This window comes from Psychromonas marina, from assembly GCF_030161115.1.
Lineage (GTDB): Bacteria > Pseudomonadota > Gammaproteobacteria > Enterobacterales > Psychromonadaceae > Psychromonas > Psychromonas marina.
The window spans coordinates 1-16,432 of record NZ_BSPQ01000018.1 but is presented as its reverse complement, the minus strand read 5'-3'; the positions used below and the strand labels follow the sequence as shown (position 1 = coordinate 16,432).

Genomic DNA, 16,432 nt, shown 5'->3' with positions numbered 1-16,432 from the left:
TGTTCATATTTTTATAGCCTGCTCGTCATTGTCATGTAATTGCTATTATGCTGTTGGTTATAAAATAATTTGTTCATTAGTTTATACCTACGTTCATTATATAAGGAGTTTATATCTTGCTAAATCCACACAACACAGGTCTTATTATCATTGATGTGCAGGGTAAACTTGTTTCTGCTATGCATGAAAGCGATTCATTATTGAGACATATTGAGGTGCTGATTAAAGGCTGTCAGCTTTTAAATTTACCTATCATTTGGTTAGAGCAAAATCCGCAAGGCTTAGGGCCTACCGTAATTGAATTAAGTGAGTTATTAACAACGCAGCAACCAATAACAAAACATAGCTTTAATGGCTGTGATAACCGTGATGTTATCGAGGCGATAAAAGCGACTGGCAAACAGCAATGGCTTGTTTGTGGTATTGAAGCACATATCTGTGTTTATCAAACTTGCCGAGGATTGTTAGCAGAGCAGTATGAGGTAGAAGTGGTGCAAGATTGTATCTCATCACGCTCGCAAACAAATATCGAATTGGCGCTGGGAAAACTACAACGCTGTGGTTTGGGTGTCACTAATGTAGAGATGTGCCTGTTTGAGTTAATTAAAGATTCTCGTGAACAGGCATTTAAACAACTATTAGCACTGATTAAATAGCCATGTTATTGGCATAATATTAGTCAGTTAACTTAGTTGCGTTGATGTGGTTCATTCGCAATCTGCAATTCATTCTGAGAGTTATCCTACTTCAGTTAAACCATTTAAATTTTCTTTTATAAAAATCAGTGCTTTAGTGGTTTTATTTTAATGGCACATGCTTTGCAATACCTGAGTTAGACAATAAAACTTTTGGTATTGCTATGCGACAAACAACACAACCAATAATTAGCTTGAAAGATAAAACCCTTATTCCATGGGGTGTTGTCTTATTATGCGTATTGATTGGTACTGTTTGGTATTTTGTACCTCACCCACTGGTTGTGATTGTTTTTGGTTTACTACCCATCGCAATTCTATTTACTCTACGATTCCCTGTACCAATCGGTTTAATGTTCATCGTTTTCTCTTTTTTTCGCATCCATGAAGCGTTACCCATGCTGTACACGTTACGTATCCCGTTAATGCTGTCGTTAGCGACGATATCTACCCTGAGTTGGCACCTATTTATCAGCCAAAAAATCCGTATCTATTACCGACCTGAAATGATTGCGTTTTTAGTGTTTTTTATACTGGTTTTTATCGGCATTGTCTTTGCTGGTAATCGCCCTGAAGCGATCTCATATTTCAAATCTACCTTTATTAAAATTGGCATTATGACACCGGTATTAGCTTGGTTATTGTGTGAAGTCAGCCACTTCAAATTAACCCTTATCATGGTGACCTGCGGAGGATTGATTGTCGGCTTTGTAACCATGTTCAATAAACTCAGTGGCATCGGTTTAGTTGAGGAAACACGTGTCACGGTGGGTAGAGAGTTAGGGTCTGTGTTGGGCGATCCAAATGATCTCGCACTTGTTTTGTTATTTCCTTTCTCATTTGCAATATCCGTACTGATGACCAAAGGCTTATCGTTCAAATTTCGCTTGTTAGGTTTTATCGCTACATCAACGCTGTTTAGCGCAATCATGGCAACCCAAAGTCGTGGTGGCTTATTAGGCATTTTAGCGGTCGTGGGGATTGTTGCTTTTCGACGTGTAAAGTCTAAAACACTGTTTTTTGTTGCGGGTGGTATTGCAACGCTTTTGCTGTTTGTCATGGCCGGAATCAGTGGTCGAAAATCAGGTGGGGCTGCCGAAGAGGGATTAGATGAATCAGCGATGGGGCGCTTACATGCTTGGGAAGCGGCCTTTGGCATGGCCGTTGATAACCCAATAACTGGTGTTGGCATCAATAACTTTTATTTTAATTATTACTTTTATAGCAAGTATTGGGATGGTTTAAACCATGCGGTACACAGCACATGGTTTGGGGTATTAGCAGAGACGGGGTTTGTAGGATTAATCGCTTTTTTAACCATGGTGATCATCACCTTTAAAACAGCGCGCAACACATTACATAAGGTGACGACAGTTAACCATCAATCGGGTTATCAGTTTTCACCGGTTATACGCGCAATCAGTGAGGGTAATTTGGCGGGAGTCGCCGCTTTTTGTGTCTCGGGTACTTTTCTTACCCAAGGGTTTACATGGCCGCTTTATATTTTGATTGCTTTAACTGCGGCTGTTGCTCAATTTGTTGAAAATAAAGGACGAGAATATGGACAATAAAATCGCTGTTAACACATCACGTATTGCTTCATTAGATGGACTTCGAGCTGCTTCAATTTTGCTGGTATGTGTCGGGCACTTAGCGGGGACGGTTAACTTTCCTGAAGCACTTTCTGTACTACATAACATTGGCAATTTTGGAGTGAAAGTCTTCTTTGTTATTTCAGGGTTTCTGATCACTTTGTTACTGTTAAATGAAAAACAGCGTGATGGTAGCATTAACCTTAAGCAATTTTATCTGCGTCGCACACTGCGTTTATTTCCCGCATTTTATTTTTATATCCTGTGTATTGCGATGGCAGAGCAGTTTGCTGTGATCGATTTATTACCCGGTGATTTGTTACATGCCGCTACCTATACGATGAATTACCACAGTGAACGTAGCTGGTGGCTAAATCATACTTGGTCACTGGCTGTAGAAGAGCAGTTCTACCTGATATGGCCGGGCTTGTTATGTTTGTTTGGTCTCGTTCGCGGTAAGCAGATTGCGATTGCTGCGATTATTTTGATCCCAATAATACGTATTATTATGTGGTACGGATTGGATGCTTCTCCCTCTGCAATGACCAGACACTTTGAAGCGATTGCCGATGCGCTAGCAACGGGATGTCTACTTGCTTATTTGTATCGAGATGGCATTACATTGCCTAAATGGTGTCACAGTTGGTTATTCATACTGGTGCCTATTTCCATGATTGTTTTACCTAGTCTTCTTTATAAAATTGATACTGGTTTGTTTTATACATTTGGGCAAAGCTACATTAATGTAATGGCTGCAATGATGGTGCTGCGTTATATGTCGGTTAAAGAGGGCGTCTCATTTCAGATACTCAATTCTAAACCTGCAATCTGGCTTGGTGGAATGAGCTATTCGCTTTATCTTTGGCAAGAACCTTTCCTTAATTCTTGGGTAACAGATTGGTACGCAAGTTGGCCTGTAAATGTTTTACTCACCTTTGTGTTCGCTTGTTTTTCTTACTACATGGTTGAAAAGCCGCTAATGCGTTTCAAGTACCGTAACAAAAGGGATAAAAACACAATTAATCATGTCATTAAAGCGAGTTAACTCTCTTATTAGATATGTGAGTATTTAGATATGTGTGTATTTAGATATGCGTGTATTTAGATATGTGTGTATTTAGATATGTGTGTATTTAGATAAAAAGGGGGGCTACTTTTTATCGTAGCGCCTTGTTAAGCAGCTTGCGGAGAAAGCTTGGTTTTACATAGTATTAAAGCAAGTCTGATAAATTTTATGATACTGTGAAATTTTGATGATCTGTTTTGATTGCCATAATGTTGATCAAGATAGCTAATAATCTCACTTCTTTTGAACATCACCGCCCAATCCTTTACCGTCATTTTACTTCTGTTTTCCAGTGTCACCGAGGCATCGTATTGTAAAAGTAGTTTCAACAGCGTTAAGTTACCTTTAAATGCCGCGCTCATTAATAGCGTATTACCAACAGAATCCGTTGAGTTAACATCTGCACCACAGCGTAATAATGCTTCGCAAAAGTCATCTTGTCCATTATACACCGCGAGCATTAGCGCAGAATATCCTCGATGATTTTTGGCATTTAAATCAATACTGGGTTGCTCGGTAAATAGGTTTGCTAACCCCCTAAGATCGCCTTGTCGGGCATAATCAAAAATGTCGGGTTGATCGCGGAAGGTTTTTTTATAGCTTTTCCAGCTTTTCATGGTGTTGTTAAGTACCTTATCAGGAAAGAGAAAGGGGTTATTAGCAAATAACCCCCAATATGATAGCTACTTCTTAGCCTGCTATATCAGCAATGTTAAGTGCTAATGCTTTCGCTACACCTTCCCCATATGCAGGATCTGCTTTAGAACAGTTTGCAATATGACGATGCTTAATAGTTACAGACGCATCACCCATACCACGTGCAGTATTTTCGAATAATATTTGCTGTTGCTCTGCACTCATTAATCTAAATAGATCACCCGGTTGTGTGTAATGGTCACTGTCATCTTCACGGTAATCCCAGTTATAAGCGCCGCCATTAATCGCTAATGCAGGTTCTTTCATACCGCCTTGGTCTTGCCATAAACCTAAACTATTAGGCTCGTAAGCTTTAGTGCTACCAAAGTTACCGTCAACACGCATAGCACCATCTCGATGATATGAATTTACAGGGCAACGAGGGCTGTTCACTGGGATATGGGCATGATTTACACCTAAACGATAGCGCTGTGCATCACCGTATGAGAATAAACGACCTTGCAACATTTTATCTGGTGAAAAACTAATGCCCGGGACAACGTTGGCAGGGTTAAATGCAGCTTGCTCTACCTCTGCAAAATAGTTGTCAGGATTTCGGTTTAACTCTAAAACACCCACATCCATTAACGGGTAATCGGCATGTGGCCATACTTTGCTTAGATCAAAAGGGTGGAAGCGGTAGGTTTCTGCGTCTTTTTCCGGCATCACTTGTACTTTCAGATCCCAACGCGGGAACTCACCGTTTTCAATTGCTTCGTAAAGGTCTTGCTGATGACTTTCACGGTTTTGGCCGACAAGCGTTTCAGCTTCTTGGTCGGTTAAATTTTCAAGTGGCTGTTGCGCTTTTAGGTGGAACTTGACCCAGAAACGTTCATTATCAGCATTAATGAAACTAAATGTATGGCTACCAAAGCCGTGCATTTTACGGTAACTGCTTGGGTTACCGCGGTCACTCATCAATATCGTGATTTGGTGAAGTGCTTCAGGTAAAGAGGTCCAGAAATCCCAGTTTGACTCTGCACTGCGCATATTGGTGCGTGGATCGCGTTTTACTGCATGGTTTAAGTCAGGGAATTTTAATGGGTCACGTAGGAAGAAAACCGGTGTGTTGTTACCCACTAGATCCCAATTACCCTCTTCAGTGTAAAACTTAACGGCAAAACCACGAATATCGCGTTCAGCATCTGCTGCACCACGTTCGCCTGCTACCGTAGAGAAACGTACAAATAGATCCGTTTTTTTACCCACTTCCGAGAAGATTTTTGCTTTTGTAAATTGCGAAATATCGTGTGTCACTGTGAATGAACCATATGCGCCAGATCCTTTAGCATGCATACGTCTTTCAGGAATAACTTCTCTATCAAAGTGCGCTAGTTTTTCAAGAAACCAAACATCTTGTAGCAACATTGGTCCACGGGCACCTGCTGTTTGTACATTTTGGTTATCTGCTACTGGGCTACCATTAGCAGATGTTAAATTGTTTTTATTGGTCATTTTAAACTCCATTTCATGTTTTTGTTATATGATGATGGCAATTTCAATAATAAATCCAGTTTAAGAAATAATTGCCAACTACCTCTCTGGAAAGGTAATATTATAATAATACCTTTCTAGAATGGTAAATGGCAAGTGGAAAAAGGAATCTTTTGATGCAGTTCGACAATTTTACTAAGTTGATGAAATTAAACTGGCCAGAAGCTTATAAAGAGCTTTGGATGATGTATCCAAAAATGGATAAAATCTCCAACTATATTGGCCAACATATTGAACATCTCATGAACGAACAGGGATTATTAGCCAGTGATTTTCATCTCCTTACTGCGTTAAGACGAACTTCTGCTCACCCGCCATATCAATTAATGCCATCGGAGCTGTGTAATTTCATGTTATTTAGCTGGGGGGGGTTGGCAAAAATAATGAAAAGGTTAGAGGATAAAGACATTATTGTTCGTGTTAATAGTGAACAAGATAAACGTATTCGACTGATTCGTTTGACAGACAAAGGGGTTAAGTCGGTAGAAGAGACGGCAACTAAATTACACCATTATCAAAATCAGTTGCTATCAGGATTTAGTGAACAAGAAACAGATCAGCTTGAAACTTTATTGACCAAACTGATGAACAGTGTCGATCAACACAGTGCGTTAGTTGCGAGTGATACTGAAAAGTGATTTACGACAATTGTTAACCTAGTTAATAAAGTGAGCCTGATTGATAAGCACCACTAAAAGGATTTAGCGGGATGGAAATGCCAGAATTAAAAACACAAAATCTGATCATTACACTTTTGAAACCTGATGATGTTCGCCTATTGGTTAACTATCAGAATGACAATAAAGCCTATTTAGCTAAGTGGGAACCATTAAGGACAGATGAATATTACACAGCGCAAGAAACGAAGAAACGCATTGAAAGTAACCTTGAAAGCTTTAAATTAGGTCATTCCATCTCTCTTGTTGCTTTTAATAAAAATAAAACAGAGATAATCGCTTTATGCACCTTTTCAAATATTGTTCACGGCGCATTTCAAGCCTGTCACCTCGGTTATTCAATTAGTGAGACATATCAAGGTAAAGGGTTAATGTTTGAAATGCTTCAATCGGCTATTCACTTTGTTTTTGAAGAATATAAGTTACACCGCATCATGGCTAATTATATGCCAGAAAATCACCGCTCTGCGAGGTTACTGCATCAATTAGGCTTTGAAAAAGAGGGGCTTGCTAAAGCTTATTTAAAAATTGCAGGTGAATGGCAAGATCATCTCTTAACGGCAAAATTATCAAGTTAAATGAGCAATAATTATAGAAAGGAATCCTTATGCCATTAATCGATATTAGTGATGATAAATCGCGTTTAGATGTGATTAAAATCCACCATTTTCTGACATGTGAAAGTAGTTGGGCTAAAGGCATTAGTTTAGCGACGGTGTCGACCTCCATTGAGCATTCTGTCTGTATCGGTGCATACCGCGGAGAGGAACAAATTGGCTTTTGCCGTATTATAACTGATCATGCAACCTTTGCTAACTTGGTTGATGTGATTGTTTGGCCAGCGTTTCGCGGGCAAGGGATTTCAAAACGGTTACTTGACGCAGTGTTATCACACCGTAGTGTCAAACAGGTAAGGCGTTTCACACTTGCGACCACTGATGCGCATGGTTTATATAAAAAATTCGGTTTTACTTCCCTCAGCAATGCAAATACATTGATGGAAATTTATAAACCAGACATCTACCGCTAACACTTATAAAAAAGGGCATTCATGGACATTAATATCTACCAAGTTGATTCATTTACATCAACGCCTTTTAAAGGCAATCCTGCGGGTGTTTGTATCACCGAAAAGGGGCTGGATGACAGCTTGATGTTCTCTATCGCGGCAGAGATGGCCGTTTCAGAAACGGCATTTTTATCGTTACATGATATGCGCTTAAGATGGTTTACACCACAAGTTGAGGTTAAGTTATGCGGGCATGGCACATTGGCCGTTGCCCATATTTTAAAACAGACGGGCTTTGTATCTGTTGGAGAAAAGATCACTTTTAATACCTTATCAGGCCCCTTATTGGTGACGATTTTAGCGAATAATATTGAAATGCAATTTCCTACGCCAAAACTTAATGCACAGTCAGGGGCATCAACAGAGATGCTCGATTATCTCGGTATTCGCCCTGATCAACTGTTATACAATGGGAGCTTTGATTCAAAAGTCTTGATTGAAATTGCTGATGAAACCGATCTACTCGCCCTTAATCCCAACTTCGACGGCTTAAAACGCTTATCTGGTCGCGGCGTATTGGTCACCGTGAAGTCAGTCGATGGTAAGGTTGATTTCAAGTCACGTTATTTTGCCCCTTGGGTTGGTGTTAATGAAGATCCCGTGACCGGTTCAGCACATTGCGCATTAGCTGTTTATTGGCGAGAGCGTCTTAATCTATCACATCTAAAAGGTTATCAAGCCTCTGAGCGGGGTGGTTATGTTGAAATGCAATTGCTGCCTAATCAACGCGTTAAATTAATGGGTAACGCAATTACTGTCATTAACGGCACGATGAGTGTATAAAACGGATCACTGCTATTAGCCGACGGTAATAGGTTTAAGCTAATCGTAGGATCTCTTTTTAACGCACTTGGAGTAACTCTCTATGGATAGCATAGATCTATTCGTAAAAAACTGGAGCAGCAAAGGCACTATGGTGCCAATAAATAACCAGGATATTGTTGAACTTGAATCTACATTAGCTGTTTTTTTGCCCGATACTTATAAGTATCTAATAGGTAACTACGGTTTAGTGCACACCCCAAATGTATTAACTAAAATTTGCGATTTGAACTCCGACCTTTCTGAAGTACAAGACTTCTTGAGTCTAGAAGATATTGCCTCCCTTTCTAAGTTATATGAGATGACCGGTATGCCAAAGGGGCATATTTTGTTTGCTTCTGATTGTAAGGGCAACATGTTTTGCTTTAAGGCAACAGACTGCAGCAAACAGCAGATAGATGCACCGGTATATTTCTTTAATCATGCATTATGCATAGTGACCCCAGTCGCTGGTTCTTTCAGTGATTGGTTAGCCCAGTTCAATGAACTTTAGTCGTCTTAATAACAATAAATAGGAAGCTGTGCAATATGATAGAAACACAACGACTAATTTTAAAGCCGGTATCCTTAGCCGATTTCGATATTTATAAAGCAATAATGTCATGCCCAATCATGAGTTTATATCTTCCCAAGGCCGCTGTGTACAGTGATCAAGAGATCTCTGAACACCTTATAAAACGAGTTAATCATTGGCAGCACGGCTTTGGCTCATATATCGTTTCCCTAAAAAGTCAGCCTGAGGTTAAGCTAGGATATGCTGGTGTTGAGATATCACCAAACGTCGCGTGTAGTGATATCAGATATGGGTTGATAGCAGACGCACAGGGTAAAGGATTTGCATACGAAGCTGCTCAAGCGGTGTTATCGCATACTTTCTCCCTTGGTAAACACACTAAAATATACGGTGTGGCGGTAAAGGATAACTTACCCTCGGTGAGTATTTTAGAAAAACTAGGGTTAGAGGTTGATCGTTCAGCGGTTATTTATGACGATCCTAAATTAGTGACGTTATCTATTAATAAATCGAGTCTAAACAGTGCAAGATAAACAGCAACACTGGTCTCTTTGTCAGGAATGTCGAGGACACGGTAAAAAAAGTAAACGTATTCGTAAGAAAGCAAAGCTACGCTATCAACGTGAGTTATTACAATTTGAAAAAAATAATCAACAGGGAGCAATACCTGTTCAACCTAAGGGGCACCTTGATAACTGTGCACATTGTAACGGCGCGGGTTTAGTCGCTGCAGATTCGCAGGTCTTACCTGAGTCAGAAAACTATCCGCATATTGCCATTGTTGGTGGAGGAATTGGCGGTGTTGCGCTTGCTGTTGCCTGTTTGCATCGTGGTATTCCTTTTACACTTTATGAACGTGATGAAAGCTTTGATCAACGCTCTCAAGGTTATGGGTTGACGTTACAACAAGCGAGCAGAGCCATTGAGGGATTAGGCATCTTTTCATTATCGGGTGGTGTCGTTTCAACAAAGCACGTCGTTTTTAACGTTGAAGGTAAAGTACTCGGCGAATGGGGAATGAGAAATCTAACCGATAATCTACCTGAAAGCTTAGTAGAAAAGGCGACTAAAACATTACCCAAACGTACCAATATACATATTGCCAGACAGTCATTACGTGCCGCGCTGCTTGAACAGTTAGGTGGTGAAAATGGCGGTAAAAATGTCGTGCAATGGAACCATAAACTGGTCGATTTTAATCAACATAATCAGCAAGGAGTGAACCTTACTTTTCAAGTCGAGGGTAAGCTCAAGCAAGTAAAAGCAGATCTTCTGGTCGGTGCGGATGGGATACGTAGCTCAGTGCGACATTTGTTAATTGGCGATCAGGTTTCACCCTTATCTTATTTAGGTTGTATTGCCATTCTTGGGATTTGTCCTTTAAATCAGATTGATTGCATTGATCGAGAACTGCTTGATTCACAAACCGTGTTCCAAACTGCAAATGGCAATGAACGTATCTATATCATGCCTTATGATAAAGACTCGGTAATGTGGCAACTCAGTTTTCCGATGCCAGAACAGCAAGCGAAACAGTTGAGTGCGCAAGGCCCACAAGCGTTAAAACAAGAAGCACTTAAACGCTGTCAGTGGCACGACCCGATCCCACAAATTTTAGCCGCAACACAAGCGTCATTGGTATCAGGTTATCCTGTGTATGATCGCTTGCCATTATCGCCTGCGCAATTAGAGCAGGCAGGGCAAGTCACCTTAATTGGAGATGCTGCCCACCCGATGAGTCCCTTTAAAGGGCAAGGTGCAAATCAAGCCTTGTTGGATGCTTTAGCCTTAGCGCGAACCATTACCAAAAGATGCCGACCTTTATCGCAATGGCAGCAAGAGGGAATACGTGCGAGAGTGTTAAGTGATTTTGAGTCTGAGATGTTAACGCGCAGTGCAATTAAAGTGAATGAATCGGCACATGCCGCACAGTTCCTGCATTCTGACACCGTATTACATGAAGGTAACGAACCAAGAGGGCGCTGTCTTAATAGAGAATAATGTTTTTTATAAACCCATCAGCCACGCTTTTTAGTGTGGCTTTTTAGCATTTGTAATTCAGATGTTACGTTATATCGGCCGATAAAAAGTAACATCATGCAAAATGAAAGACCTGACCCTCGTGTTTTTTACAAAATAAAAGACCTGACCCTCATGTTTTTTACAAAATAAAAGACCTGACCCTCGTGTTTTTCAGGATCCCGTTGGCTTATTTTGGTGGCTAAAGAATGCAAAATGAAAGACTTGACCCTCGTGTTTTTACTCGTGTTTTTAGGCTCTTGTATAGAAGTTGATTTTGAAAAGAGAGGAGTTGAACGTGTACTCGCGGGCATAAAAGAAAAAGGAGCTAGTGAGGACACTATTCAGCTAATTTGTTATCGTTTGCTGGGTTATACTTTTGCTGAAATTTCTGAAAAATTAGGTGTTAACGAGTCAACTATCACTAAAAGATTCAAGAAAAAAACTAAAGAATTAGGTATTGACCCTAAAGCTATAAAATAAGCTCCATTCTGCACTTTACTAAAGCATCATTTTTTATGGTGCTGTTAATTTATGCCTTTAATTTGTACATATAATTAAATTTATTTCCCTCTGATTTGTGGCCAAAATTACTGACCACAAGACTTTTTAAGCCTTTGAGCTGTTATTCTGTATTTTGTTGTTAATACAGAATAATTCTATCTATCCACATGATTATTTTTTGATTACTTGCTTTAACACATTGTTTTTATGTTGTGAAAGTGTATATTTTAACAAATTAAACTATTCTGTATTTCCGTTGTTAATATGGAATGATTCGGCTTAGTTACGCTGTTATGCCTAATGGAGTTATCCGCATGGATGTGAGACCAAATAAGTCTGAAGAACTCTTCTTGAGTCTTGCATACAATCGCTTTTACGATATTGCAGATGAAATCATGGAAGAGGCGTTTTGGGAAAGAGAAGAATGGTATCGTTTTAGTAAAGTCTCCCATTTGTTCGCCATTTATGCAGAAGTATTAAGTTATGAACCAATTAAACTTGTCTTAAAAGCTTTAAAGAAAAATCGACCTCCAATGGAGTCCGAAATTGGTGGCCCTCTTTTCAAATTTGTACGTAACATTCTTGCCCACTTTCCTCTTTTTGAAAGTTGGAATGATGTGTGGATAAACAAAGAACTTGTTAACTGGCAAAGAGAAGGGCTTACAATTGACCGTTTTCTAAAAAAGTATTCTGGTCATGAAGAAAGTAAATTTAGATTTTGGGAGCCCGAAAAAGAGCTTATGACTTACATTAGCATTAGATTCCCTCAAAAGTATGACGAACAGAAGATCTATTTACGAGAAATAATTTCAGAAAAAGATGGCGTAAAATTTTCGGTCATGATGATGAAGAATATCCTCAATTCACAAGTTGAATCCATCGTAAATAAGGCATAACAAGGCGTTTAAACGGAACTAAAACAGTGGGTTACGTTTCGCTTCGCTACACATTATAACCCACAATTTTAGTCCGCTTAACGCGGCGTTATAAAGTTTTCATTTAGTGTGTTGAGGTTGGTTTTGTAAGTCCAAAAATCAGTAAAGTTTTTGGGGAAGTTGGCATCACTAACTTCGTTTTAAGATTGCTCAAATTGACTGGTTTTTAAAAGCCTAAACGTCGTCACTTGCTGTGTGTTGCACTTCAAGTGCGGTAGCTTGTTTGAGTGCCCAAAACCCTGCTTTATTCGGTAATTTAAAATTGGTTTTTAGCTTCGTTCGTCAACGCGCTTCGCTGAAAATTAATCTTAATCTTAAATTTAAAAGGGCTGTTATATCGTAATGTTGCCTTTCAATTGTAAGGTTCAATCGTTGACTTTATAACAAGCAATTTAAGTCGGAACAAAAACAGTTGGCTTTGTTTCGTTCCTCAACAAGTATAGCCAACTACTTTTGTCCGCTTAATGTGGGCGTTAATTGGCCTTAAAATTATTTGGGGTATGTTTTCTCAATTTAAGTGTTTTCGATGCCGACTAATTGATGAAATACGCTCAAATAAGTTGTCTCGAATGTGACTTTTAATCTGCACATTCAGCCAGATTAAGGTATTTTCGCTAATAGAGTTTTGCTTTTATAAAAAACCAAAAGCATAAAACTCATTAGCTTAGTTTTTAGTAAATAGAGGCTTCATTTTTTGCCTAGTTTTCGCGTCATATTGAACGTTTAATTTTGCTAAAAAGGTTTGTAGTTTCCGCTTGGTATTTGGGTTCTCAATATCGAAATGGTCACTAGATTAATTGGTGTAAAAATTTCTATTATCGGCATCAATTAACAAGGCATTTAAACGGAATAAAAACAGTTGGTTATGTTTCGTGCCTCAACATTATAACCAACTATTTTTATCCGCTTAATGCGGCGTTAATTGGCCTTAATATTATTTGGGATATGTTTTCAAATTTAAGTGTTTTTATTACCGAGTAATTTATGAAATACGCTCAAATAAGTTGTCTCGAATGTGACTTTTAATCTGCACATTCAGCCAGATTAAGGTATTTTCGCTAATAGAGTTTTGCTTTTATAAAAACCAAAAGCATAAAACTCATTAGCTTAGTTTTTAGTAAATAGAGGCTTCATTTTTTGCCTAGTTTTCACGTCATATTGAACGTGTAATTTTGCTAAAAACGTTTGTAGTTTCCGTTTGGTATTTGGTTTCTCAATATCGAAATGGTCACTAGAATAATTGGTGTTTAAAGTTCTATTATCGGCATCAATTAACAAGGCATTTAAACGGAATAAAAACAGTTGGTTATGTTTCGTGCCTCAACATTATAACCAACTATTTTTATCCGCTTAATGCGGCGTTAAATGGCTTTCGTAGAGGTCTTTTGGGTTTGTGTTTCTTAGGTCTATTTTGTGTAAAGTCGTATGCGAGGTTGGCTTGTTTGTTTCCTTTGAAATTATCGGAAACTGGCTATTATAATCGTGACCATGAATGTAATTCGTAACTCGCACATTTACGCCATTTTCAAGTGCGGTGAGTTGGCTTGGTTTTCAACGTGGCTTCTAAAAAATGCAAATAGAACAATGTGTTAACTTCGTTCATCAACGAGCTTCGTTTATGATAATGGTTAAATTTATAAGTGGTTTAAAGCCTGATTTTACAGTTCAATTGATTGTTCACTCGGCCTACCATTTAACAAGAGCATTCAAGCGGAATAAAAACAGTTGGCTACGTTTCGCTTCGCTCCACAATTATAGCCAACTATTTTTATCCGCTTAATAGCGGCGTTATAAAGTGTTCATTTAGTGTGTTGAGGTTGGTTTTGTAGGTCCAAAAATCAGTAAAGTTTTTGGCGAAGTTGGCATCACTAACTTCGTTTTAAGGTTGCTAAAATTGGCTTGGTTTGCAAAGCCTAAACGTCGTTACTTGCTGTGTAATTCACTTCAAGTGCGGTAGCCTGTTTGAGTGTCCAAAATCGAGTTTTAGTCGGTAATTTAAAATTGGTTTTTAGTTTCGTTCGTCAACGTGCGGCGCTGAAAATTCATCTTAAATTGAAAAGGGCAGTTATATCGCAATGTTGCCTCTCAATCGAAGGGTTCAATGGTTGACTTTATAACAAGCAATTTAAGTCGGAACAAAAACAGTTGGCTTTGTTTCGTACCTCAACAAGTATAGCCAACTACTTTTGTCCGCTTAATGTGGGCGTTATGCATTTTCAAGGGGGGATGTTTTGAATTTTTGGACAAAAGACGATGGATTCATCGGTGGAATATATAAAATCACAGCAACATCAGCACTGATCTTTAGTGTGTGGGCCTATTTCAATACGATTCATCCAGTTTTTCAAAAAGAAAAAGAATTACAAACAGCACAGTTGGTAATTAAAGACCTTGAAGTGCGAAGGGCTGATATATCGAAAGATATTGAAGAATTACAAATTGAAGTCAGTAACAAAGAGTTGGAATTAGCAAAGGCTAACGATATTCTAATTAAGACAAGAGAATATGCAGATGAAAAAACAAAGGAAATGGAACGTTTCCAACAGAAAATGAATTTGTTAAATAAGCATTTGGTACAAACTAGAAAAGAAGCAGTCCAAACAATATTGTCTGCTGCGCTTGATAAGATTTCAAAGCGACATTTGGATCTTTATATCGCAGAAAAGTATCGGGGCGAAGTATCTGACTTTGATTTAAAGACATACACGTTACAATTGGCAAAGGATAAAATGTCTAGGATTGATGAAAAACACGTAGAATATTCCGCTTATAACGTATTGTATTTATTTGCAAAAACAGAACTTGAAGATAATGTTAATGATTATAAGCCTGCTTTCCAAGTTATTATCTTTGCAGAAACAAACGTTAAAGCTCGTGCAATAGTTATAGGTTTAAATGCATAACAAGGCGTTTAAACGGAACTAAAACAGTGGGTTACGTTTCGCTTCGCTACACATTTTAACCCACAATTTTAGTCCGCTTAACGCGGCGTTATAAAGTGTTCATTTAGTATGTTGAGGTTAGTTTTGCAAGTCCAAAAATCAGCAATGTTTTTGGCGAAGTTGGCATCACTAACTTCGTTGTAAGATTGCTTAAATGGGCTGGTTTTTCAAAGCCTAAGTGTCGTCACTTGCTGTGTTTTTCACTTCAAGTGCGGTAGCGTGTTTGGGTGTCCAAAATCGAGTTTTATTCGGTGATTTAAAATTGGTTTTTAGCTTCGTTCGTCAACTTGCTTCGCTGAGAATTAATCTTAAATTGAAAAGGGCAGTTATATCGAAATGTGCCTTTCAATCGTAGGGTTCAATGGTTGACTTTATAACAAGCAATTTAAGTCGGAACAAAAACAGTTGGCTATTGTTCGTTCCTCACAAAATTATAGCCAACCATTTTTGTCCGCTTAATGTGGGCGTTAATTGGCCTTAAAATTGTTTGGGATATATTTTCTAGATTAAGTGTTTTTATTACCGACTAAGTTATGAAATACGCTCAAATAAGTTGTCTCGAATGTGACTTTTAATCTGCGCATTCAGCCAGATTAAGGTATTTTCGCTAATAGAGTTTTGCTTTTATAAAAACCAAAAGCATAAAACTCATTAGCTTAGTTTTTAGTAAATAGAGGCTTCATTTTTTGCCTAGTTTTCGCGTCATATCGAACGTGTAATTTTGCTAAAAAGGTTTGTAGTTTCCGCTTGGTATTTGGGTTCTCAATATCGAAATGGTCACTAGAATAATTGGTGTTTAAAGTTCTATTATCGGCATCAATTAACAAGGCATTTAAACGGAATAAAAACAGTTGGTTATGTTTCGTGCCTCAACATTATAACCAACTATTTTTATCCGCTTAATGCGGCGTTAATTGGCCTTAAAATTATTTGGGGTATGTTTTCAATTTTAAGTGTTTTTATTACCGGGTAATTTATGAAACACGCTCAAATCAGTTGTCTCGAATGTGACTTTTAATCTGCACATTCAGCCAGATTAAGGTATTTTCGCTAATAGAGTTTTGCTTTTATAAAAACCAAAAGCATAAAACTCATTAGCTTAGTTTGTGGTAAATAGAGGCTTCATTTTTTGCCTAGTTTTCACGTAATACTGAACGTCTATTTTTGCTAAAAAGGTTTGTAGTTTCCGCTTGGTATTTGGATTCTCAATATCGAAATGGTCACTAGAATAATTGGTGTTTAAAGTTCTATTATCGGCATCAATTAACAAGGCATTTAAACGGAATAAAAACAGTTGGTTATGTTTCGTGCCTCAACATTATAACCAACTATTTTTATCCGCTTAATGCGGCGTTGGTATGACTTCCCACGTCAATCTAAATATTACTTTTCCCTGCTCAGTATATT

At 38.4% G+C, this 16,432-nt stretch carries 15 protein-coding genes; 13 read left to right on the top strand and 2 right to left on the bottom strand.

Translation table 11 applies throughout. The features are described from left to right. Nucleotides 1–116: 116 nt before the first annotated feature. The 3 genes from QQK09_RS15930 (at nucleotide 117) to QQK09_RS15920 (ending at nucleotide 3,332) form a co-directional block, all read left to right on the top strand. Nucleotides 117–656: a hydrolase gene (locus QQK09_RS15930; protein WP_284205151.1), complete on the top strand. Its 540-nt coding sequence runs from the start codon at nucleotides 117–119 to the stop codon at nucleotides 654–656. Nucleotides 657–859: 203 nt separating this feature from the next. Further along, entirely contained in the window at nucleotides 860–2,266 is a 1,407-nt protein-coding gene (locus QQK09_RS15925; RefSeq protein ID WP_284205150.1) for an O-antigen ligase family protein, read from the top strand. Next, on the top strand, nucleotides 2,256–3,332 hold the full coding sequence (locus tag QQK09_RS15920; RefSeq protein ID WP_284205149.1) for an acyltransferase family protein: 1,077 nt from the start codon (nucleotides 2,256–2,258) through the stop codon (nucleotides 3,330–3,332). Before QQK09_RS15925 ends, QQK09_RS15920 begins: the two co-directional genes overlap by 11 nt. Nucleotides 3,333–3,460: 128 nt before the next feature. On the opposite strand, the gene QQK09_RS15915 is transcribed toward QQK09_RS15920, so the two are convergent. Together QQK09_RS15915 and QQK09_RS15910 are read right to left on the bottom strand one after the other, a co-directional pair. Next, complete coding sequence (locus tag QQK09_RS15915; RefSeq protein ID WP_284205148.1) at nucleotides 3,461–3,970, bottom strand: ankyrin repeat domain-containing protein; 510 nt, start codon at nucleotides 3,968–3,970, stop codon at nucleotides 3,461–3,463. A gap of 73 nt (nucleotides 3,971–4,043) precedes the next feature. After that, nucleotides 4,044–5,504, bottom strand: a complete 1,461-nt coding sequence (locus tag QQK09_RS15910; RefSeq protein WP_284205147.1) for a catalase — start codon at nucleotides 5,502–5,504, stop codon at nucleotides 4,044–4,046. Between the two features lie 155 nt (nucleotides 5,505–5,659). Here QQK09_RS15910 and QQK09_RS15905 point away from each other — a divergent pair, with 155 nt between their 5' ends. From QQK09_RS15905 to QQK09_RS15860, 10 genes are all read left to right on the top strand, one after another. Beyond that, nucleotides 5,660–6,181: a MarR family winged helix-turn-helix transcriptional regulator gene (locus QQK09_RS15905; RefSeq protein WP_284205146.1), complete on the top strand. Its 522-nt coding sequence runs from the start codon at nucleotides 5,660–5,662 to the stop codon at nucleotides 6,179–6,181. 71 nt (nucleotides 6,182–6,252) lie between these two features. After that, a complete protein-coding gene (locus tag QQK09_RS15900; protein WP_284205145.1) occupies nucleotides 6,253–6,798 on the top strand; it encodes a GNAT family N-acetyltransferase in 546 nt (181 codons plus the stop codon). Nucleotides 6,799–6,827: 29 nt separating this feature from the next. Further along, nucleotides 6,828–7,250: a GNAT family N-acetyltransferase gene (locus QQK09_RS15895; protein ID WP_284205144.1), complete on the top strand. Its 423-nt coding sequence runs from the start codon at nucleotides 6,828–6,830 to the stop codon at nucleotides 7,248–7,250. A gap of 21 nt (nucleotides 7,251–7,271) precedes the next feature. Further along, a complete protein-coding gene (locus tag QQK09_RS15890; protein ID WP_284205143.1) occupies nucleotides 7,272–8,072 on the top strand; it encodes a PhzF family phenazine biosynthesis protein in 801 nt (266 codons plus the stop codon). A gap of 82 nt (nucleotides 8,073–8,154) precedes the next feature. Next, complete coding sequence (locus QQK09_RS15885) at nucleotides 8,155–8,604, top strand: SMI1/KNR4 family protein (RefSeq protein ID WP_284205142.1); 450 nt, start codon at nucleotides 8,155–8,157, stop codon at nucleotides 8,602–8,604. A 35-nt stretch (nucleotides 8,605–8,639) separates the two neighbouring features. Then, nucleotides 8,640–9,158 (top strand): GNAT family N-acetyltransferase, encoded by a 519-nt coding sequence (locus QQK09_RS15880; protein WP_284205141.1) that lies wholly within the window; start codon nucleotides 8,640–8,642, stop codon nucleotides 9,156–9,158. Further along, complete coding sequence (locus QQK09_RS15875; RefSeq protein WP_284205140.1) at nucleotides 9,148–10,626, top strand: FAD-dependent oxidoreductase; 1,479 nt, start codon at nucleotides 9,148–9,150, stop codon at nucleotides 10,624–10,626. The genes QQK09_RS15880 and QQK09_RS15875 overlap by 11 nt, the downstream gene beginning before the upstream one ends. Nucleotides 10,627–10,860: 234 nt before the next feature. Further along, nucleotides 10,861–11,127, top strand: coding sequence for a hypothetical protein (locus tag QQK09_RS15870; RefSeq protein WP_284205139.1), 267 nt, complete (start codon nucleotides 10,861–10,863; stop codon nucleotides 11,125–11,127). A 335-nt stretch (nucleotides 11,128–11,462) separates the two neighbouring features. Further along, nucleotides 11,463–12,044, top strand: coding sequence for a hypothetical protein (locus QQK09_RS15865; RefSeq protein WP_284205138.1), 582 nt, complete (start codon nucleotides 11,463–11,465; stop codon nucleotides 12,042–12,044). Nucleotides 12,045–14,314: 2,270 nt separating this feature from the next. Then, complete coding sequence (locus QQK09_RS15860; RefSeq protein WP_284205137.1) at nucleotides 14,315–14,986, top strand: hypothetical protein; 672 nt, start codon at nucleotides 14,315–14,317, stop codon at nucleotides 14,984–14,986. Nucleotides 14,987–16,432 lie beyond the last annotated feature (1,446 nt).